16 protein-coding genes are annotated in these 20,615 nt (G+C 54.7%); 12 read left to right on the top strand and 4 right to left on the bottom strand.

Features of this window, described 5'->3' with window-relative positions:
• Positions 1 to 193: 193 nt before the first annotated feature.
• Both EHT25_RS26245 and EHT25_RS26240 read right to left on the bottom strand, forming a co-directional pair.
• Positions 194 to 1,138 carry a hypothetical protein gene (locus EHT25_RS26245; protein WP_124878190.1) on the bottom strand — a complete coding sequence of 315 codons (945 nt, stop codon included), beginning with the start codon at positions 1,136 to 1,138 and terminating at the stop codon, positions 194 to 196.
• Positions 1,138 to 1,608, bottom strand: a complete 471-nt coding sequence (locus EHT25_RS26240; protein ID WP_124878188.1) for a hypothetical protein — start codon at positions 1,606 to 1,608, stop codon at positions 1,138 to 1,140. Before EHT25_RS26240 ends, EHT25_RS26245 begins: the two co-directional genes overlap by 1 nt.
• A 256-nt stretch (positions 1,609 to 1,864) precedes the next feature.
• Here EHT25_RS26240 and EHT25_RS26235 point away from each other — a divergent pair, with 256 nt between their 5' ends.
• On the top strand, positions 1,865 to 3,841 hold the full coding sequence (locus tag EHT25_RS26235; RefSeq protein ID WP_185731496.1) for a sensor histidine kinase: 1,977 nt from the start codon (positions 1,865 to 1,867) through the stop codon (positions 3,839 to 3,841).
• A 9-nt stretch (positions 3,842 to 3,850) separates the two neighbouring features.
• Here EHT25_RS26235 and EHT25_RS26230 read toward each other — a convergent pair whose 3' ends face one another.
• Entirely contained in the window at positions 3,851 to 4,549 is a 699-nt protein-coding gene (locus tag EHT25_RS26230) for a LuxR C-terminal-related transcriptional regulator (protein WP_185731495.1), read from the bottom strand.
• A 73-nt stretch (positions 4,550 to 4,622) separates the two neighbouring features.
• Between EHT25_RS26230 and EHT25_RS26225 the strand changes: the two genes are divergently transcribed.
• The 5 genes from EHT25_RS26225 (at position 4,623) to EHT25_RS26210 (ending at position 8,467) form a co-directional block, all read left to right on the top strand.
• Positions 4,623 to 5,231, top strand: a complete 609-nt coding sequence (locus EHT25_RS26225; RefSeq protein ID WP_124878182.1) for a hypothetical protein — start codon at positions 4,623 to 4,625, stop codon at positions 5,229 to 5,231.
• An 88-nt stretch (positions 5,232 to 5,319) separates the two neighbouring features.
• Complete coding sequence (locus EHT25_RS26220) at positions 5,320 to 5,985, top strand: sigma-70 RNA polymerase sigma factor region 4 domain-containing protein (protein ID WP_124878180.1); 666 nt, start codon at positions 5,320 to 5,322, stop codon at positions 5,983 to 5,985.
• Entirely contained in the window at positions 5,973 to 6,848 is an 876-nt protein-coding gene (locus EHT25_RS26215; protein WP_124878178.1) for a hypothetical protein, read from the top strand. The genes EHT25_RS26220 and EHT25_RS26215 overlap by 13 nt, the downstream gene beginning before the upstream one ends.
• A complete protein-coding gene (locus EHT25_RS33320; protein ID WP_262707855.1) occupies positions 6,845 to 6,967 on the top strand; it encodes a hypothetical protein in 123 nt (40 codons plus the stop codon). Before EHT25_RS26215 ends, EHT25_RS33320 begins: the two co-directional genes overlap by 4 nt.
• 12 nt (positions 6,968 to 6,979) lie before the next feature.
• Complete coding sequence (locus EHT25_RS26210; protein WP_124878176.1) at positions 6,980 to 8,467, top strand: C1 family peptidase; 1,488 nt, start codon at positions 6,980 to 6,982, stop codon at positions 8,465 to 8,467.
• Between the two features lie 39 nt (positions 8,468 to 8,506).
• Here the strand turns inward: EHT25_RS26210 and EHT25_RS26205 are convergent, their stop codons facing one another.
• Positions 8,507 to 9,286: a hypothetical protein gene (locus EHT25_RS26205; RefSeq protein WP_124878174.1), complete on the bottom strand. Its 780-nt coding sequence runs from the start codon at positions 9,284 to 9,286 to the stop codon at positions 8,507 to 8,509.
• A gap of 280 nt (positions 9,287 to 9,566) precedes the next feature.
• Between EHT25_RS26205 and EHT25_RS26200 the strand changes: the two genes are divergently transcribed.
• From EHT25_RS26200 to EHT25_RS26175, 6 genes are all read left to right on the top strand, one after another.
• On the top strand, positions 9,567 to 10,061 hold the full coding sequence (locus EHT25_RS26200; RefSeq protein ID WP_124878172.1) for a hypothetical protein: 495 nt from the start codon (positions 9,567 to 9,569) through the stop codon (positions 10,059 to 10,061).
• Between the two features lie 14 nt (positions 10,062 to 10,075).
• A complete protein-coding gene (locus tag EHT25_RS26195) occupies positions 10,076 to 13,222 on the top strand; it encodes a virulence factor SrfB (RefSeq protein ID WP_124878170.1) in 3,147 nt (1,048 codons plus the stop codon).
• Positions 13,223 to 13,225: 3 nt separating this feature from the next.
• A complete protein-coding gene (locus EHT25_RS26190; RefSeq protein WP_124878168.1) occupies positions 13,226 to 14,101 on the top strand; it encodes a hypothetical protein in 876 nt (291 codons plus the stop codon).
• A gap of 63 nt (positions 14,102 to 14,164) precedes the next feature.
• Complete coding sequence (locus tag EHT25_RS26185; RefSeq protein ID WP_124878166.1) at positions 14,165 to 16,972, top strand: virulence factor SrfC family protein; 2,808 nt, start codon at positions 14,165 to 14,167, stop codon at positions 16,970 to 16,972.
• Between the two features lie 20 nt (positions 16,973 to 16,992).
• Positions 16,993 to 19,188, top strand: coding sequence for a S8 family serine peptidase (locus EHT25_RS26180; RefSeq protein ID WP_124878164.1), 2,196 nt, complete (start codon positions 16,993 to 16,995; stop codon positions 19,186 to 19,188).
• Complete coding sequence (locus EHT25_RS26175) at positions 19,185 to 20,594, top strand: carboxypeptidase-like regulatory domain-containing protein (protein WP_124878162.1); 1,410 nt, start codon at positions 19,185 to 19,187, stop codon at positions 20,592 to 20,594. The genes EHT25_RS26180 and EHT25_RS26175 overlap by 4 nt, the downstream gene beginning before the upstream one ends.
• The last annotated feature ends 21 nt before the right edge of the window (positions 20,595 to 20,615 follow it).

Raw genomic sequence — 20,615 nt, 5'->3', positions numbered from 1 at the left:
TATAATGGACACACCCGACATAGGAGTTTTATCTCGATAACTATAAACCGTACCCGTAACCGTAATATCCTGAGCATTTAACACACGCTGGCCGAAAACCACTGTCACCAAAAACAGTAAACAAAAGCGTATCATTTTGTTAGAATCGTAAAAATCTCCCGAATCGTTAATACAGTACAGTTTATGCAAGGTACTAATTCACAAAAGCTTGCGGAGGAGAATACCGCATCTTTTTGTCAGTACCGTAGCGCTTCACCCACAAATCATGCGGCAGCACATCCAGAATCAGGTGCAGGTGCCGGGCTTCCATGTTATCGGCATCGCCGTGGCCGAGCCAGAAGCCGAAATCAAACGAGCCCTGATTGTTGTTGGTGTCGGTCGCGGTGCCCCTCAGGAGCGTGCCCCGGTCGTAGACACACTGGCAGCCGGAATAAGCGCCCTTGCCCCGGTAGGAGTTATTAAAACCGTGGTACACCCAGGAATTGGGCCATTCGCGAACCCAGCCGTTGCCGTTCCGATCGGTGTCGCCATCTCCCGGTTCTTTCAACGGACACTGGTTGAACTGGTTGCGGTTCACGTGGTGAAATTGCTTCAGGACAAAAATCCGCACCTCGTACTGCGCACTGTTGTTGTCGACCTCCTTGTCGTTGATGTCCAGAAGCAACTCGCCTGTCGACTTGCTCAGGAAGTAATCGCCCGCTACGTAATTGGTCAGGCCATCGTCCGTGATCATCCGGTCTTTCGACACCATAAAGATGTTTTTTACCGTCTCATCGTAACTCTGGAACAGCTTCCGGCAACTGCCACTTCCGGGACCAATCTGCCACATCAGTGCCCCGTGCTGCACGGAAGCGCGCTTATTGTACCCATTATTGAGGCTCTCGGGAAGACCGACCGCATAGGTGGACCCGTAAAAAAAGCCGACCCGGATTTTGCCTAAGGCTTCAATGTAAACATAATCGTCGAACCCAACCTGAATACCGGTTCTAAAGGGTTGTTTCAGATTCCCCGGAACCGATACGGTTTTCGCCACAAAATAGCTGTCTGGTGATTGTGCTACGGCTTTTTTTGCTCCCGTCACCAAAAAGGCAAGCAGGAGACAGCCAATCGTTTTGACTATAAACGGTACGGTTTTCATCAGTTTCCTTTGCTCAATTCATCTGCTGCTACATTGATCAGCGTACCGATCATCAGCCCCTGCAAATCGTGCCCCAGGGCGCAATCGTTCACCCGTTCCATCTGGTATTGCGGGTTGGTCCCGTCCCGGTTGACGTACAGGTATCCCCTGGCTTCGACCTGGCACTCGTCGCAGATCCAGCACCCCCGCCCCATCCAGGTGGAGGTCATGTCGATCGTGTACCGCTGCGTGTCCGGATCGTAGCTCCAGTCGTTGGTTCTGGCCCGAAACTCCCGGCCCGTATTGGGGTAATACTGGTTCATCAAAAGACCGGCAAACTGAGCTGAAAAAGCACTGGCTTCCTGGTAACTGCCCTGATAAACCGGCTCTCCGCTGCCGTTGGGAAAATTACAGGCGAACAACAAAAGCAGGCTCAACACGCTGATAGCCGAAATTCCGGTTGGGATTCGAAAGGTGAATAGTGATTTCATGGCGGAAATGGGATTGATGATTGGCCGCTTCACCCGAAGCGTTTGTCCATCTATTCCGTTTCTGATCGAAGGTTATCAGTCCTCTTTAAAAAATACGCTTGAACTACGTCAAAAGCGGTTTTTAAAAAAATACCCACTTTCTGCTATTTTGGCTCCAGCCAGCCATGATTTTAGGTCGTTTAGTTGGATTGAATAGCAATTTCTGCGTAAACTTCTGGCAGCCAAAGACGTAGAAATGCTTTTTCGCACCAATCGTATGCCCTTCCGGTTCCTCTTTTTAGTTTTTTTTGCCGGTATCTGTGGTACCAGTCTCTACGCCCGTCCCCCAATTTTGCTTTCTCCCTCCGCTTCAAAATACGTCATTGGCCAGCAGGTCGATTACCTGACCGACACCCTCGGAAAACTGACGATCGACGAGGTGCGGAATCCGGCCCGGGAGCGGTTTTTCAAACCCGGTTTGCAGACCGTGCCGAACATGGTTTTTTCAAACAGCAGCTACTGGTTCCGGTTTCAGGTTTCGAACCGTGACTTCCGGCCCGACAGCCGGTATCTGTTTGAAATTGGCTTCGGCAATATTAAAGAAATCAACCTCTACCTGGTGGACAGCAAAGGAAAGACCACGGTTTTTCGGGCGGGCGATCAACTGGGCCGGGCCAGCCGTCCTATTTCCTTCAATACGTACGTTTTTCAGTTGCCGCTTCAGCCCGGCGAATTGTATACGGCCTACCTGCACATCAATAACCGGAAGCTGCACAGCTATTTTCCGCTCATCATCTGGGAAGAAAAGCGGTTTCAGGACTACGCCCAGCCAGCCTCACTCCTGTGGGGATTTTACTGGGGAACCCTGTGTCTGATGTTTCTTTACCACGTTGTCATCTGGTTATTTACGCACATTCGCAGCTATCTGTACCTGGCTTTGTATCTGCTGTCGTATATGTTTTACGAAGCCTGCCGGGGCAGCAACCTCGGTCCGCGCTACCTCTGGCCCGATTCGGTCTGGCTCGCCGAACACGGTCTGGGGCTCTTTTCGGCGGGTGTTTTCCTGACATTCATTATCTTTTATGCCCAGGCACTGAACCTGCGGAAAGCGACACCCCGCCTGTATTACGCCCTCTGGATTCTGTGCGGAATCAGTATTGTGCTGGTGGTCGTCAACCTGCTCGAACTGTTTCCCCTGTCTCTTCAGCTCATCGCCCTGGTCAGTTCCTGCCCGCTGGTGGTCGGCATGTTTGTGGCCGGTTTGCTGACCTGGCGGCAAGGCCAGACCGCCAGCCGGTTTTACGTCATTGCTTCGATGTGCTACGCCCTGGGCTTTACGTTTTTTGTCCTCAATCGGGTGGGCATTATTCCCGGAACCGGTTTTTTGATTCACTATTCCCAAAACATCGGTTCATTGTTCGAATTTACGTTCATGTCGGTCGGTCTGGCCGCTTACATCCGCAACGAACGCTGGGCCCGGCGATTAACGGAACGCCAGCGCGAAATCGAAGCCCTGGCGGCTTATGAACAGCAACTCCGCAAAAAAATCGAAATGGAAGAAGCCCTCATTGCCGGGCAGATTCAGGAACGGCGACGGGTGGCCGACGAACTCCACGACCAGTTGGGCAGCGTTCTTTTCAGTATCCGGACCCGACTGAGCGAGTTGAGCAATTCCGAAAAACCGCCCACCATCGACCGGCCCGCCCTGCATTCCTTACTCCAATCCATTCAGGATGCCTACGATGGGATTCGGCTGATTGCCCACAACTTCTGGCCCGACGAACTCGAAGAACGGGGCCTGGGCAGCAGCCTGCAACAACTGACGAGTAGTTTGAACCGGGCCGGAAAAACCAGCTTCGTGTTGCAATTGAGCGGTCTTGAGGAACAACTCCACCGGCTGGCTAAATTTCACATTTACTGCGTGTGCCTGGAGTTGGTGACCAACATTCTGAAACATGCCCAGGCCAGCGAAGCCACGATCCGGTTTACGGCCGACGATGCCCGTCAATTTCTGAAACTGAGTGTGCGGGACGATGGCACCGGTTTTGAACCGGAACAATTTCCGCAGGGAAAAGGCATCCGCAGCATTCACGAACGGGTGGAGCAAATGAACGGCACCCTCGCCATCTCGAATCTGCCCGACGAAGGCGGCACCTGGGTGCAGATTAAAATACCGATGGCCACAAGCCCTGAATTCCCTACCCCGGCCCTCGGCTACCAGCTCACCGGGCCGGTAGTTGTTCCGGCCCGGTGAAAAACCGGCTTACACCAATCCGTTCCGAATGGCAAAATTGGCCAGTCCAACGATGCTTTTCACCTTCAGTTTCTGGATCATATTCCGCCGGTGGGTATCCACCGTGGCTTCGCTGATATTCAGTTTGTCCGCAATTTCGGCGGTGGTAAACTCCTGGGCAATCAGCCGCAGTACTTCAATCTCGCGGGATGTCAGCTGGCGGATTTGCTCCGGCTGTTTTTCTTCCTGCGAATCGACGAATGTACGCAGAACCTCCTGGCTCATGTACGGCCGGTCGTCGCGCATCACTTCGTGGATTGCTTTCCGCACCAGATCAACATCCTGACTTTTAAAGAGATACCCCGAAACCCCCAACCGAACGGCGGCATGAATGTCTTTGGCATCTTCGGACATGCTCAGAATAATAACCCGGGTTTTGGGGGCAATGGAGCGTACCTGCACGGCAAACTCCAACCCGCTAATCCCCCGGCGCATCCGCAGATCGGCAATCGCCACGTCGACGATCGGTTCTTTACTCGTTCCGTTTCTCATGAACTGCAGGGCTTCTTCCCCGTTGGTAAAAACCGCTTCAATCTCAATCTGAGGGTCGTCGCGCAATAGACTCAAAAGACCGTCGATCACCACCTTATGATCATCGAGCAGCAATACCTTGATTTTGTCTTTCACCAGAATAATGTAAGGTAGGAGCTTGGTAGAGGGATTTTTCAAAAATACGTAATCAGGTTGATAACTTCTTGTGCCGAACGCAATAGATGGATGAAAATTTAAACCATCTGCGATCATGTTACAGACGTTTTTGCTTCAAAGTCCGGCCGATCATCAGCTTTTCATCGACACGTATCGGCAACGTAGTCAGGGAATTACCGTTGATCTGGCCTTCCTGAAAAACACGACGGTTCGGGTCTTTCAACACAGCGATCAGCCCGGCGAATGGATTGCGGGGTATTTTGTCAATGATCAGCGGCCCCACCGGTATTTCTCGGTCATACCCGCCGAAATCAAAGCCCAGATGCTGGAAGACAACGGCATTTCGGAAGATGACGTAGCCGAAATCGGGGCCATCTGGATGGACGTCAAAGCGCTGGGGCGGCTGGGGCGCTGGCAGGTCTATCTGTTCATGCTGGCCGATGCCTACTCGACCAACCGGTCCTACATCGTCGGCGGAACGGTTCACGCCCAGATCCGGGATTTCCAGATGCAGGTCGTCAAACACCCGCTTTTCGAGGGCAAAGTCGAGTTGTCGGGACAGGTCCAGCAGATTTGGGAATACTACGCCAACCGCGAAGAAATCTGGTTCGACTTCCTCAATTTCACGGTGCCGGAAATGCGTCGACACGTTTCCCGCGAAACTGTTCGGCTGGAGCCATCACCCTATCGTCAAAGTGCCTGATATGAAAAGTTTATAAACTACAAATGGTCAGATGGAGAGATTTTAGTAGTTTTAACTGCTACTTGACCTCCATCTTATCATCTGTTCTATGTCTAATCCGCCACGGAAGCCCTCTCCCCCAGCCTCTGTTGACCCTTGCAAATACCTCGACGATCATCCTGAGGAATTCTGTAAATCACTTACCCTGACCAATCCCCGGATCGATACGTCCTGGGACTGCCTGACCAAGCGGCTGTACAAGTTTTTCGAGAAATACGCACAGAGCTACGGCACCAGCACGGAAGACGTCCAGGATTTAATTCAGGAGACCCTGATCCAGTTCATGATGGATATTTCCACGAGCAAATTCAGGTGCCTGGGTTACAAACCCATTGGCTACGTCGGGCGGATTTGTCTGAATAAATGGAAGTCGTGGTGGAAAAAAAAGAAGAAAGAACTACCTAACCAAGTACCCTGGGATATGCTTTTCAGTGAATTCAACGATGGTTCCAGCCTGGAGCCCGGGATGCCCATCAAAGAAGATGAGGAAGAAGATTGCAGCCGGATTGCAGCCCAAAAAGCCTTTAATGAACTCACGCCCGGTCAACAGAAACTGATGTGGGCACACTATGTAGAAGACATGAAACTGAATGATTTTGAAAAAATGGAAGATAAAGCCGACGGTTTCGGAAAATTGCTCCACCACCGCGCCAAAAAAAAATTCGCCGAGCTCTTCAGGAAATATTACAACGACTGTCAATCATGGAAGAACTGACGGAGCAACAGCACGACGACATCGCGGCTTACCTGTCTGACCAGATGACTTCCGCGCAAAAAACCGTATTTGAGGAGCAACTAAGCCAGAATCCAGCCCTGCAGGAGGAACTGGAACTTCAGCAACGAATCAGGCGCGGGATGCAATTTTTATCGTTCGAGAAGGAGGCCGCAGCGATGTTTGCCCGGGTCAAGAAAGAAGTCGAACAGGAATCGGTACAGGAGGATAAGCAGGAGGAAGAGGAAGTTGAAGAGAAGCCACTGGTCATCATCGTGGTTCGACCGTTGTGGAAACGCCCCGCTTTCTGGTGGGCTGCGGCCACGGTTGTGCTGCTCCTCGGCCTGTTCTGGAAGTTATATACCGACGATATTCCGGGGGGTACCGGCACGCCCATTGCCCAGAAGGATTCGACGAAAAAACCGCCGGTGTCGACGGATACCACCAAACCGGATAACCCAACCCCATCGCCCACTCCGCCAACCGATCCCGGACTTTTGCTGGCCGACGCGTTCTTCTCGCCGACGCCCAAAGCCAATCCCGCCCCCGTCGATTTACCCGTAGAAACCGACGCCGGAACCACGCCCGACTCGGTGATCATTGCGCAGGACTCGGTAGCCGTCGTTCAGGGAATTGAGTTGCTCCGGCAAAAACAGGAACGCAAAGCCATCGGTATGCTGGAAAAAACCGTCGTGGAAGGGTATCCCGGCCACTGGCGGGCCTGCGCGGAATGGTACCTGAGCCTGGCCTATCTGCGGGATCGCCAGTCGGCCAAAGCCCTCCCGATCCTGACCCGCATCGTCCGAACCGACGGCCATCCGTATCAGCAGGAAGCCCGTCAGCTTCGTAACCGGTTGAAAAAATGAAACGGTTTGTCGTCCGACATACACTCCTGGTTTCGCCGGCGGTCCAGCAAAAGCGGCTGGCGCTGGTCCAGACGACGCAGGATGTGAGCATGCTCCGAGATGATTTTTATTTCCGTTAACCCGCACTGCCCATGAAGCTGATTTGTGTTGTATTCGGTCTGTTGTTCAGTCTGCCGCTGTTTGCGCAGGAGGAGTTTACCTACGGACTCATTATGGACGACGAGAGCTACCTGCGCATTCCGGCCAAACCCCCGGTTATTCAAAAGCGGGGCCTGCGGCAATTACCGCCCAGCCTCTCCTACGAAGCCTATTGCCCGCGCCCGCTCGATCAGGGAAAGCACGGCACCTGCCTGGCGATTGCGCTGGGGTATTACCTGCGGACCATCATGGAAGCCCGCCGGCTCGATCTGAAAAACCCAGCGGAAATCAACAAACTGGCGTTTTCGCCGACCTACCTCTACGAAGAAGCCAAACTCCAGAACGATCCTTATTGCCAGAAAGGATTGCCCATCGATTCGGCGACGAACGTGATCCGGAACCTCGGCATCATTCCCTACAGCGCGCTGGGCTATCCGGCTTGTAGTCAGGCCAATATCCGCAAATTCCGTTCGCAGGCGAAAAACTACCGGGTGGCGGAGTCGCAGCGGTTTTTCCGACTCGACGATCCGGTGACTGAAAAGGTGAGTAAATTAAAAAATACGCTGACGGAAGGGCTGCCGGTGGTAATCAGCATGCTGGTGCCGCCTTCCTTTTTCCAGTTAAAAACCGCACTCTGGGAGCCTAAAGACGCCGACGTTGCGCTGTTGAAAACCCGATTAGGGGAATTGCAGGCCAGTGGGAAATCGGGAATGGGCCACGCCATCTGCGTATTGGGATACGATGATCAGAAATTTGGTGGGGCTTTTCGCATCGTCAACAGCCAGGGAACGGGCTGGGGCGATAAGGGTTTTGGCTGGGTGAAGTACAACGACCTGGCCACGTTTACCCGCTACGGCGTGCAACTCTACCAACCCATGACCGAAACCGCTACCTACCAGATCGGCGGGTTCAAGGCCGATGTATCGTTTGAACAGGTAGGTCGGGGCGACATGCCACTTCACTTCGACGAAGCGGCCTCCAAAACCGCTGGTATGCTGGTGTATCGCATGGACAAGCCCAATGTGTCGGGCGACAAATTCAAGTTTCTGATCAACAACGACCGCCAGGCTTATCTGTTTGCCTTCGGAACCGACGAGCGTCCGAACAGCGACCTGCCCCAGCTTTTTCCCTACAGCGAAAACCGCCCGGATGGCATGGTCGTCGATTTCAGTCCGTTGATGCCCGCCAACGCCACTGTGGCCTACCCGCCCACCAGCGCCATCGAACTCGACTCCAACACCGGAACCGATTATTTCCTGCTCCTGTTTGCCAACCACCCGGTCGAAACCAGCCGGATCAGCCAGGCTTTTCAGCGAGCCACGGGTGGCAGTGTGCCCGAACGGCTTCGGAAAACCCTGCTTCCGGAAAAACCGATCGATTATGCCCGCATCCGGTACGAATCCAACCGGATTGCATTCACCGTCGAACCCGGTGCTTCGGGCAACCTGGTTCCGGTACTGATCCTGATCGATCACCGTTAAAAAGTCGCCAGCCGCGGGGATCGGCTGGCGACTTTTCGGTTATAATTGGGGAGCTCGCACCGCTTTTTTACAGCGGGGATCGCCGGGCTCCAGCGGTTTCTGTCTTTGAATTCTCCCCTGCCGATCGTACACTTCTTCGACACATCGGCCTCCCCGATTTACTACATAAGGAATACCGGGTTTAAATGGTGGCGGACCGGGCTTGTGAGTCTCTGGTTGTGGACAGTCGGGGCTGTTCGCTTTCTTAAGTTTCTCAACGTATCCGCCTTTTCCATCGCATACCTGCACATATTGATCACCGCCTTTACAGAACGTCTTCACAACGGTTCCGCTATCACAAACCGGCACACAACTACCGATTTTATCTCCTTTATCAAAACCGCCCTTCCCATCGCATATGATGGCGTATTTAACCTCATTGATACAGGTATCTTTTCCCGCAACAACGGTGCCCTGTTCGCAGAATTTCTGAAACGGATAAAGCCAGTAAATAAGTCCGGCAATTAACACCAGCAAAATCACAAGTAACCACCCATATTTTCGAAACCAGGATTTTGGTTCCGGCTGACTAACAGGCGGTTTTATCGTCGGTTCAACGGCTTTTGGGGGGGGCGGTGGTGGAACGATCAGTTTTAGTTTCCGCTCACAGGTTGAACAGTAGCTGTCCGTAAAATCCAGCATGGACTGGTTATCGAAATCCGGTGGATGCAACTGGGGCGGCATCGATTTATACGGGCAATTCGTCCGTTTTCCGCATCCTTCCGGCTCAGGCAGGTAATAGGGATTGTATTTCCCGGGTGGGGTTGGTGATCGCTCCATGTAATTATTTTCTGAAAATAATGATAACCTAAAGTGAGTAGGCGGAATAAATCAGCAGTTCGGATAAAACCGGTAGGCCAATATTACACAATCTGCCTAAAAGGTCAGTAATCCATTCGCAAAATCATGAATATCCTTAGAAAGAATCATGGATTATGGTATTGCGCATGAATCCTTATCCGAGCAATTTAGCCGTTTTAAAATTTGATTTAAAGCGGCTGATTATTCCCATAAAATTCATTTTTTTCTATCGTACCCAGAATTAAAACGCGATCATTTTATGCCACAGATTATCTGGGAGCAACCCGCCCAAAATCTCAAAAAAGTCACCCTCACTTTTCCGCCACACAATCAGCAGTTTGATCTGGTTCAGGAGGAAATTATCAATCAGCTCGCCGGGAGTGCGGGTAAATCCGTTCGTATTCACTGGGATGCCAATCTGTATGAGGCTGATTTTACCAACCTGCAATCCGTTCCGCAAAAAATCGGTATTCCGCTCCGGAAAACCGCCGGTTCCGGGTCGTTTCCAACGGGGGATGTCTGTACCATTGAGCAAAACGGTCAGTGGCTGAGCATCGACGGCTGGCAGCCGCAACAGCAGTACATCCGTCTGAAACGGTTGAACAGCACCCCTCCTCCCCCGATTGCTGAAAACAAAATCTGCAAAAATGTGGTGGATGGCCAGGCCTGCAACTCGCTGAACCGGCTGGATGCTGTCGTTTGCCGCAAATGCGGATCAGGTGCCCATTTTGAAACCGTTTACCGACCCAATTAAACCGACCTATCCCGATGAAAACGGTTTCCCTGATCGCCAATTCCGGCATCCAGTTTGTAGAAATTCCCCTCAACCTCGGTGATGCGAGTGCCGCTTCCAAACTCCGCTTTGAGTATGCCGAACGCGAAGACCCCGAAAACGACCGGGTCTATCTGCTCAATCCTTACCTGCTCGAAAACGGGCGCTACGTCAGTCGGCTGGATTTGAACGCCGAAGCCTTCCGCCCCGACCGCTCCATCGACGAGAGCCGGATCCGGCCCGAGAATCTGAATTACATTCGGGAAGATCACATCATCAATCTGCAGGGCCGCAATGCTCTCGACATTCTGGAGGACGCTTTTCTGCCGCTGCCGTATTTCCGGACGGATCATTATGACCCCGGAAAACTGATGCCCGGCCCGCAATCCTGGGCACGGATGTATCTCGGCCGAGTCAGTTCGCAGGAAAAAGCCGAGGGGAGTCCGTATACGCACAAACTGATTCTGCTGTTTGATACGCACTGCGACGACAAATACGATCCCCGACTTAACCACACCTATTACGTCGTACCGGATTCCAGCGATCCGGAAGGCGGCAACACCCGGTTCAAATGCGCGACCCATGAAGATACCAACGGTTTTTTCCTGTCGCAGAAACGCATCACCGACTGGCTGGAAGAAGTCATCACGAAGCGAAAGAGCCGGATTCCGCGCCAGCTGACCAGCGAACCGCACCACCTGCTGCACCTGGGTTTGTATATGACGTTGCTCAAACTGATCGATCAGGCCGGGGGCTGGCCCGTCATAACGCTGCAAAAGGATGCGCTGGGTCGGAGCATCGACGTCAATCTGGTACTGGATGTTGGCAACTCCCGCACCTGCGGACTGGTGCTGGAAAGCAGCTCCCGCGAGCGCGACGCCGAACTGGCCCTCACGGACGCCCGGCGGTTGAAAATCCGCGAACTTCGCAATCCAACCCACAGCAGCAACAAACCGTTTGAGATGAAGCTGGCCTTCATGGAAGCCTCGTTTGGCAAGAAGGAAGGACTGACCGATGATTTTCTGTTCCGCTGGCCCAGCATGGTCCGGGTAGGTGCCGAAGCGAGTCGCAACGGAATTATTTTTGGGGATAGCCAGGCGGCCAATGACCAGTACGACATGACGTTTTCCAGCCCGAAGCGGTATTTGTGGGATACGAAAAAACGCGAAAAGCCCTGGGGTTATTTTCCGGAACAGGCCGAACTGATGCAAAATTCAGCGTCCAGTCTGCCGCTGGCCAATCTGTTTACGAGCGAAGGGTTGCTGGTCGATAAAGCCAATAAGCAGGCGCAGGCCAACGGGCCCGGGCTCATTTACCGGGGAGGTCAGAATCCACTGTACGCCCGGAGTGCGCTGATGACGTTCGCCCTGACGGAAATCCTGCTCCAGACCCTGAGCTACATCAATAGTTTCGAGTTTCGGAATGAGCGGGGCGAAGCCGGGGTGCCGCGCCGGTTGCGCCGGATTGTGCTGACCTGCCCCACCGCCATGCCCAAAACCGAGCGGGTGAAACTCCGCGAATGCGCCTACGATGCGCTTCAGGCACTGCGGACCTATTACGGCGATAAATACAACCTGATTTCGCCCGATCTCGAGATCATTCCCGACTATGAAAAACTGGCCGAAAACGATCCGGGCGTCGACCGCATTCCGAAGAACCTGAAAGACATGCGGGAAAATCACGACCCCGTCCGGCTGCGAACCAGCTGGGGGTACGACGAAGCGACCTGCAGCCAGCTGGTGTTTATGTACAACGAGATTGTACACCGGTTTGGGCCCGAAAATGCGCCCCGGTTTTTTGAAACGATGGGTCGTCGCCGGAGCGAAGACCTCGATCCAACCCGCAAATCCCTGATGGTCGCCAGCGTCGACATTGGCGGAGGTACGACGGACCTGATGATCGGGCATTACGAATACGAACCGGGTGCCACCACCAGTCTCTACCAGAACCCGGTTTTCTGGGAAGGCTTCAACCTGGCCGGTGACCACATCATCAAGAAACTGATTGAAGAGTGCGTTCTCCCGCAAATTGCCCAGGAAGCCAAACGGCTGGGTTGCGGGCGCGCCGGGCAAGTCTTGTATTCGCTTTTCGGACCTTTCCAGAGCACGGATACCGAATCGAAACGCACGCTGAAAAAGCATTTTGCCAATCAGGTGGCCACGGTGATCGCGCAGGGCATGCTGGAGCAGATCACGACGCATCCCGACGAAATCCGGCAGGTGGCTTTCGATGAGTTTTTTCAGGAACACGAAGCTCCGATTCCGAGTGTGTTGCAGTACGTCAACGACGGTTTCCGGCGCGAAGGTGCCACGGGTTTCGACATTCGGCTGATGAGCTGGGAGGTTTCGCCGGAAGAGATCAATCAGAAGGCCATCCGCAACGTGATCGGCACGATGCTCCGCGACCTCTGCGGGATCATTTCACAATACCAGTGCGACTACATTCTGCTGTCGGGCCGCCCCTCGACCCTGCCGGTAATTCTGGATCTGTTTCTGGAAAACATGGCGGTTTCGCCCGACCGCATCATCCCGATGAACCGCATCCGGGTGGCCACGAGCGAGAAGTTCTGGTATCCGTTCAGCGATCCGCACGAATACACCATCAAAGATCCCAAAACCTGCGTTTCGGTGGGAGCCGCCATCGCCCTGCTGTCGGAACTGGGTCACCTGAACGGTTTTCGGCTCGACACGCGCCTGCTGGCTTCCCGGATGACCTCCACGGCCGATTACATCGGGTTGTTGACGGACGGCCAGACGCCCCGCATCAAAAACGAGCATGTCGTGGCCGTTCCCGACGATTCGTCCATTGAACCGGTTGACGAAATCGAACTGACCGGTGCCAAAGACACCTTCCTCGGCATGCGGCAAATGGCTACGGATCAGTGGATTGCCACGCCGTTGTACAAAATCGAATTCGACAGCGAACGCGCCCGGACCCTGCTCATGCCCAAACTCCCGCTCAAGGTCCGGATCGCCCGGCCAAGTCTGCGCGACAAGGAAGGGCTCATTTTGCGGAATAACCTGACGGTGCTGGATCCGCAGACGGGCAAGGACATTCCGGCCCTGAAACTGTCGGTTTGTACGCTCACCGATCCGCATGGATACTGGCTCGATACGGGAAACTTTTACCTGAATCTGTACTAGGCCATGATCCCGCAGTCAGCCTCCACGCCTTCCGACCCGTTGGCAACTCCGCTCGATCAGTTACTCAATCACCTCCGCGACCTGCTGGGTCCGGAGGTGATTACGCGTCTGCGGCAAAACCCGAACCTGGTCTTGCCGTATGCCGACGAAACCGGTTCGGACAGCGACTGGCTTCGTCGCGGATTGCAAACCATTTTGTCGACGGAAGATATCAAAACCGTTGGCGATCGGGTGGGCCAAATCACCCGGGACCTGCAACGTCCGTTGCTACAGTCCATTGAAAATCTTCACTGGGAGCAGCAAGAGCAAAAACTGGCTTTCCAGCAGCTTGCTGAGCAAAAACAGACCGCCGAAACCGCCCGGGAACAGGCTGAGATCGAAGGATTCCGGTTGCGGAAAGAAGTGGCCAACCGACTTCCGACGGAGCAATTTGTCCGGCTGTTTTTCAGTCGGTCCGATGAAACCGGCATCCGTAACCTGCTCCTCGAAGCCGCCGACTCGCCCACCCCCGACCTGCCCGCCTTTCTGACGGGTTTTGTGGGCGGCTGGAATCACCTGCGAATGAACGAAACTGCCCCCGCTGAGTCTCCGCTGGATGCGGTTCGGCAGCGGCATCAGGCCCTCAGCAAGCTCCTGGAATCCATAGCGGGGCTCTACATTCCCCAGCGCCGGACGCTGTTGGATCAGGTGGCCCAGTGGGCGTCGGATCGCTTTGACGATTATGTTTTTGTCTCCCCCGAAGAAACCCGGCAGGTCGATCCGGCCATCCACAACCTGGCCGGTTTGGAGGGACATACCGTCCGCGAAGGCCGGTCGTTTGCTGTCATCCGGCGACAGTCGCGGACGGTCGTGATCTACGCCGACATTATTACCGAATAAACAGTGATAACCTGACGACCCTTTCAGGAATAGATTAACGAACCAGCTCGAAACCCATACAATATGTTCCCTTCTCTCTCTCAGGAAAGCAAACAGTTACAGGAAATCATTCGGCGCGGTACCGAATGGCTGACGCAATACGAAGAACCCGAAAAACGGCTGAGCACGATCGATGAGTTAGGAAAACTCCGCCGACGGGCCAAAAAACTGGAGCAAGCTGCCAAAATGCGCCCCGCCCTCGCCATGATGGGCATCAGCCAGGTTGGAAAATCATATCTGGTAGCCGGTGTCGCCCGCACGCCCGAACAGACCACCTTACAGATCGAATCGGCGGGCATCCCGTCCGAAACCGTTCGGCAGATCATTGGCCACAACGGCCCCATCAGTTTCATTGACGACATCAATCCGGTGGGTGGCGGCACGGAAGCCACCGGCGTGGTGACGCGGTTTACGACCAACCACCAGAACAACGAGGGCGGTTATCTGCTGCGGTTGCTGAGCCAGTCGGACATTGTCAAAACCATGGCCATCGGCTATCAGTACAACATCATCAACTCCAAATACCCCGAAAAGCTCACGTTTGAGCAACTGGATCAACGGCTGAACCAGCTGGAATCGCTGCGCCAGCCCGCCAAACAGGGCGGTATGCAGGAAGATGACGTGCTGGATTTGCGCGATTACCTGGCCAGCTATTTTCAGGGCATGGACCTGATCGGTACGCTGCGCCGGTATTCGTACTGGGAAAAAGTGGCGGTTATTGCCCCTTTCATTCGCCCCGGCGACCGCTGGCTGATTTTCGCACCGCTCTGGCACGAAGACTCGTTCATGACCAATCTGTTCAACAAACTCACGCAGGGACTGGTTGAACTGGGTTTTGAAACCGAAGGTTGGGTGGGGCTGGAAGCTGTTGCTCCGCAAAAACAAACGATTGTCGATGTGATGCGGCTGTATGAAATGGACGACGCCACTAGCCTGACCAACACGGTGACAGTTACAACCCGGGACAAAAAGCGGGTCTCGCTGAGCCGGAGCGTACTGACCGGTTTAACGTCGGAGCTGGTGCTGCCGCTGCCCAAATCCGTTGAAGAACACCCGCAACGCCGGTTTTTACAACACGCTGACATTCTGGACTTTCCCGGTGCTCGCAGCATGGAAGGCTCTCCGGAAAATGTGTTCCAGCAGGAAACGGAAGTCGCCAAAAAAATGGACCCGTTTCTGCGCGGAAAAGTTTTTTACCTGTTCAATGCCTACAACGATTCGTTCGGGATCAGCAGCCTGCTGTTCTGCATGCACAACATGCAGTCGGAAGTAAAAGGCACCCTCAACATCAACAGCATGATCAGCCAGTGGATCGGCCGAAACGTGGGACGCTCGGCCGAAGAGCGCGACAAACGCGAACGAACGCTGAACGGCCTGGTTCCGCAGGAGTTTCGGGTGGGCGTCGATCGCATCAATCCGTTTTTTCTGGTGCTGACCAAGATCAACGTGGAGATTGATGAATGCAACCCCAACCGGGTTGGTCAGACGGATCAGTATGACCACATCTGGGAAAAACGGCTGGACCGGTTTTTCGACAAGGAATTCGACAAGGTTTCGACCGATAAATGGACCCGAAGCTGGAACGGTGCCAGCAACGGGTTCAAGAACACGTTCATGATTCGCGACCCCAGCTATTGCCGGGTATCGTATCAGGTGGTGGAAGGCGTTGAAGCTTACAATCCACGCTACGAACCGGCTTTTGCGGATATGGCCCGGTCGTTTACGAACAGCGACCACATTGTCCGGCATTTTCACGATCCGATGACGGCCTGGACCGAAGCGACGCAACCGGGCCGGAACGGCATCGATTACCTGCTGAAATACCTGCTGCCAGCCTGTCATCCGGCTATTAAAATGGAGCAGATCCGGGACGCACTTCAGGTGGTCCGGCAGGAAACCGGTGCGGCTTTGTGCCATCACTACGAGGGCGGTTCGGTCGAGGAAAAACTCATCAAAGCGCGGGAACGCCGGGATCTGCTGCGCAAACCGATAGGGCGCCTGATTCGCGAAAAAAAATTCGGACGGTTTCTGGCTTCGCTGACGGTGGCCGAACAGTTTGTCAACGGAAAAGATAACAGCCTCTGGGACCGTGAACTGGTCCGCCAGGTGATGAGTCAGCCGGATTTGTTCCTGCAACAGATCGAATCAACGCAGGCCGTTCGCGAGCAATCGAACGAATCCGCCGATCTCGACCGGTTTCTGGATGACCTGTTAAATTTTGAATCGGTCAGCGACTTGCTCCCCCCCCAGGAACCACCGGGAGCGGTTTTGGCGACGCGTTACGCTGAAACGCTGCTCGGCCAATGGATCTCGCAGCTAAAAGACCTGCGCACCGACCGCCAATTTCAGAGCCGGTTCGGCCTGGCCGAGAACGAAGTCAAAACGCTGCTCGACGAAATCGAGCGGAGTCTGGAACGGGATGAGTTAAAGCTGCGGCTGGCCGGGGAAGTCAGCCCGTACATCCAGCAATCCGACAGCCTCGAAATGGTGGTAGCGCTAAGCCGGGCGGCCATTAACGAGTTCGTCAATACGCTCGGATGGTCGCGGGTCAGTACGGACGACAAGCTCAGCAACAAGGCCATGTACCAGTCGGCGCCGAACGTTGCCAGCCCCATCTACGACGGCCAACTGGCGGAGGTTCCGGCGAAGGATCAGCTGATTCCTACCGTCGACGATCCGGCCCGGTCGTTCTACAGCCAGTGGTTCAGCGGTTTTGATAAATCGTTCGAGTACAATGTCCTGCGCGAAGCCAACCTGTCCGATCCCGAAAAAGCCCGCGTCAACGGATTGCTCGATGTGATCATTAAAGAGCTTGGTTTCCAGTGTCAATAACCGGTTAGCCTGTCATTCTCATGCCCGCCCACTACCCCATTTTCAGTACGTTTCTATCCGCCTACCGACCCGTAATCTGGCTGGCCCAACCGGTTTATACGCGTTATAACCAACTCCGGGATTTGCTGCGCAGCCACCTCGGAAACGAGTATGCGCAACTGCTGGCGGAACCGCTCATTCCACCGCCCAACGAGCGTATGCGCACCGAGGCTCAGTGGTATTCCGACCGGTTTCAGCAGGGAACGCCCCTGTCCAGCCTGCCAGCGCCCGATCGGGTTCGCATCAGCCAGTTGCTCGACAGCCAGCTTTCGGCCATTCGCGACCTGGCCGATAAACTCGAAAAATCGACGCAGCAGGAAACCCAGCAGGTGGGAACACTGCTGCGGCTGTCCATCGAAGTGCCGGGCCCCGAATGCGTGCTGACCAATGGCGATCAGGCCGTTCTGGTGCTTTGGGGGTTCGAATCGGATCGCAGTCGGCAGGAGCGGTTTCGGGTGAATCAATACCTGAAACACCAGATTCCCGAACCGCCGGTGGTGCCGCCGGTGGTCAATACTCCCTTAAAGTCGGAGGCCACTCCCCCGCCCGTTCCGGTTTTGCCCGTGGAAAAAAAGGACGAAAAAAAACCGCCGTGGTGGAAACCCCGCTGGTTCTGGTGGCGTCGGCAATCCGACGGATCGTTCGGTTGCGGCTGCTTCGGATGGTTGCTGGGCTTATTGCTGCTTCTGTTGTTGCTGGCGTTGGCCTACTGGTTCTGGCCCGTTGGCTGGGGTTTGCCGGGTTGGTTGCCGGGGCGTGACGAACGAGTCGATATACCGGTAAACGGGCGGACCATCAGCCCGAACCTTCCCGATCGTCCGCAGGGAGTGATTGCGCCGGTCGATACGACCCAGATCATCACCAATCCAACCGACTCGCTGCATCGACCGGTAGTGGGCAATCGGCTGAATATTTTCCTGAAAAAAGAGGTTCATCTGGTGGCTTTCGTCGACAAAGTCAAAGGCCAGTATCCCGATAAAGAGCTGGAGGTTGTCGCTTTTGACACCACGCTGAATGCGTTGCAGATTCAGATTCCAACCAGCCAGCGGGAAGTCTGGCGGGGCCGCTTTCAGAAAATGCCGGAAGTATACCTGGTTTTTGACGAAAATCTGTTTCAGACGAGTGCACTTCCCAATGATCCCGACCTGGCCAATAAAACCAAAAACTGGTATTTCGGAGCTATTGGTGCGTTTAAAGCCTGGGACATTACGCGTGGTTCGGATCAGGTGCTGGTAGCGGTTTTGGATGGCGGTTTTGACACGGGGCATCCCGAACTGCAGAACCAGCTTGTGCAGACCCGAAATATGACCACCGAGTCGGGAAAAATCAATCTGGACAGCCCCATCGGCGGGCGGCACGGCACCCACGTGGCGGCTACGGTGGCCGGACGGGCCGGAAACAACGCCGGAACGTCGGGTATTGCGCCCAATTGCCGGGTGATGGCGGTCCAGGTGGGGTCCGATAAGCCCAGTTTGCTGGCCGTTGTTTTTGGCCTTCAGTATGCGATCAAGAACGGTGCGAAAGTCATTAGTTTATCCCTCGGCAGCCATATTCCCACCGCGACCGCCACGAAACTGGCGGCTCTTCCCGAAGCCGACCAGAATGCCTTTCTGGCCACGTACCAGCAAAGTCCGGCCTACCAAACCGAGCTCCGGGTCTACGAAACCATTTTTGGCGAAGCCACCCGCAATGGCATTTCCATCGTGAAAGCAACCGGTAACGAAGCTATTCCGGCCGGTTTCGACCCCATGAACAACACCCCTTACACCATCAATGTATCGGCCGATGGGATACCGGATCAACATGGTCTCGTTCAGCGCGCGCCTTTCAGCAATTACGGTGTATTATCGACGGTTTCGGCACCGGGGGTTCAGATTTACAACGCAGTGCCCGGCGGACAATATGACTACATGAGCGGTACCAGCATGGCCACCCCGATTGTCGCCGGGGGGGTCGCCCTGATGTATTCGCTGCGCCCCGATCTCTCACCGGATCGCATCCGGACCATTCTGGTCGAAACCGGAAATCCGCACGTGGGTAATCCGGACAAACCGATCGGCCCCTTCATTCAGTTGGATAAAGCCCTGGAAGCGTGCCGGCTGGAGCCTAAAGATGTCTGCGCTGCTACCCTCGACAGTTTGAAAAGGGAGATTACTAAACTGAAACATCAGCCATGAGTCGGCAACTGATCGCCGTTACGTCAACGGACCGCTTGCGCCCCGTGTTTGGTTCCGGAATCGGCGAAGGAGTCAAACGGTATCAGACCCTGCGGGATTTGCTGGAAGTGGCTCAAATCCACGCGGTTTTCGCCGAACCCGTCATCGAAACCGGGCAGATTCGCTGGTTTAGCGAACTGCCCGGACCGATTCTGCCGTACCGGGAATTGTCGCCCGACTGGCAGGAAAAAGCCCGGGCCGTTTTGCGTTACTATGCCGACCTGGCGGTTGCGCAGCTGGAACGCTACCACGAAGCCGACGCCCTGCGCCGACTGCTGGACGAGTGCCTTGAAATTCCGAACGATACGGGCTTGTATCTGGTTGGCAAACGACCGGTTTTAACGTCCTGGGGGTTCCTGAGCAGCGACTTCAACCCCGCCCGGGGGCTGGTTCATAAACTAACGCGGCAGTCGGTTCCGCCACGAATGATGCTGAATGCCAAAGTCGTACGGGCTGCCGATCATTCTCCCATCGCGGATGCTGTGGTTTCGCTGCAACACGGTGGACAGACCTACGACCTGACCACAAATGCCGACGGGAATGTCAGTTTTCAGCACATCGTCCCGATCGATCCGCTGACGTTTCAGGTTGAAGCAACCGCCCCGACTTTTGCCGCGGCCTCGACCACGCTCACCGCCGGACGAACCGTTGCCGAACTCATTTTCGACGGTTTTTATCCCCTCATTACCACGCTGGTGTTGCAACCGCAGCTGGACGAATACGATTTTCCCCTGCAACTGGTCGATCTCGAAACCCAAAAACCGGTCAGCGGAGCCACCGTCCGAATCACAACGGCCCATTCTGACACCACTCAGCGGAGCCTGGAAACCGGTCGGGTTTTGTTTCCAGCGGTGGTGGTTCGTCGGGACGAAAAAGCGGTCGTGTACGTAACACATCCGGATTATGCCGATGAACGGGTGGAACTGGAAACCGGTGAGGACAGCCCCGTCATTGCGTTGAATCCGGCCGGACTGCGGGGACGACGGGGGGCTTTCAGCGTCAATCTCCGCTGGTTTTCGACCGACGACCTGGATTTGTTCGTCACCGACCCGGGCAACAATCTTCTTAGTTACCAGGACCGCGAAGTTCACTTCAAAGACTTTACGGGCATCCTCGATCTGGACGCCAATGCCGATGCGACCACCGCCACGAACGACCCGCAGGAAAATGCTTACTGGGAAAAAGCACATCCGGGGTTCTACACCATCGAAGTCCTGTTTTACAAACGCCGTTCGCCCAAAGGAAAACCGGTCCCTTTCGAGATTACGGTTCAGCACGGCAACCAGCAAACGACGTTCGAACGGGAAGCCTGGCAGGAAGGAGAACGCGTTTTTGTCGACCGTTTTGTGCTCCGGCCTCTTGGCTAAAATTCCGTGATAACCTTTTCC

This window comes from Larkinella rosea, assembly GCF_003858635.1.
Lineage (GTDB): Bacteria > Bacteroidota > Bacteroidia > Cytophagales > Spirosomataceae > Larkinella > Larkinella rosea.
This window is presented reverse-complemented; position numbering and strand designations above follow the sequence as displayed.